Source organism: Micromonospora chalcea, from assembly GCF_002926165.1.
Classification (GTDB): domain Bacteria; phylum Actinomycetota; class Actinomycetes; order Mycobacteriales; family Micromonosporaceae; genus Micromonospora; species Micromonospora chalcea.
Window position 1 is genome coordinate 1 of sequence record NZ_MAGP01000091.1, and the last position, 1,037, is coordinate 1,037.

Sequence of the window (1,037 nt, forward strand, 5' to 3'; positions counted from 1 at the left end):
CGGTCGAGCAGATCACCGACCCCGAATACTCCACCACCGCGTTCCTGAAGGGCCTCAAGCAGGTCGACGGCTGGCAGGACATGCCGCTGACCAAGGCCGCCCAGACCGTCCAGGTGTCCGCCTACCCGGACCACTACGCCCAGTGGGAGCAGCAGGCCGCCGACCTCGTCGCCGAGCACTGGAACAGCTAAGACGAACACGTAAGACACAGCGAAAGGCCGGCACCCCGAACCAACGGGGTGCCGGCCTTCACGCCTGTCCGGACCCGTCCGGGTGAACCGGGCGCGGTAGCCGGGGTGGGCGCGGCAGCGACGGGGGTTGGATGCGGGACATGGACGAGGTGGACGTCGCGGCACTGCGGCAGGCGTACGACGAACTGTTCGCGGAGATCGACGCGGGCGGGTTCGGGCCGCCGCCGGAGGGGCAACTCAGCGCCGAGCAGATCGTCGCGCACCTCGCCGCCAACGACGAGCTGATGAGCGAGGCGACCGAGGCGGTGCTGGCGGGTTCGCCGTTCGCCTACTACGACCTGGACACCATTCACCGGCCGCAGTTGGACGCGCTGGTGTCCGAGTGCGGCGGGCTGGACGGCCTGGCGGTGCTGTTCCGGGCCACCAGCCAGAAGCTGTGCGCGCTGGCCGACCGGCTCGGCCCGGCGGCGGAGACACCTGTGGACACGGTGCTACGCGAGGGCTTCGACCTGGACGTGGACGAGTCGCTGCCCTGGGGCAGGGCGCTGGACCTGCACATCCGCGTGCACCTGCCGCTGCACCTGACCCAGCTCCGCGCCCTGCGCCGCCAGCCCCACCTCGCCTGACCGCGGGACCGCCCGCCGCCGATCCGCCCCGCCGCCGATCATGGAGTTGTGGCGGTGGACAACTCCGGCACGTCCGGCCTTTCAGGCGCCACAACTCCAAGATCGACGGGAGCGGGGCGGATCGGCGGCGGGCGGTCCCGCGGTCAGGCGAGGTGGGGCTGGCGGCGCAGGGCGCGGAGCTGGGTCAGGTGCAGCGGCAGGTGCACGCGGATGTTCCGGT

At 71.8% G+C, this 1,037-nt stretch carries 1 protein-coding gene and 1 pseudogene; both read left to right on the forward strand.

Annotated elements, in window-relative coordinates:
• Window positions 1-191, forward strand: a pseudogene (locus tag BAW75_RS09080) (hypothetical protein); the annotation flags it as partial.
• A 149-nt stretch (window positions 192-340) separates the two neighbouring features.
• Window positions 341-817 (forward strand): hypothetical protein, encoded by a 477-nt coding sequence (locus BAW75_RS09085; RefSeq protein ID WP_064447233.1) that lies wholly within the window; start codon window positions 341-343, stop codon window positions 815-817.
• The last annotated feature ends 220 nt before the right edge of the window (window positions 818-1,037 follow it).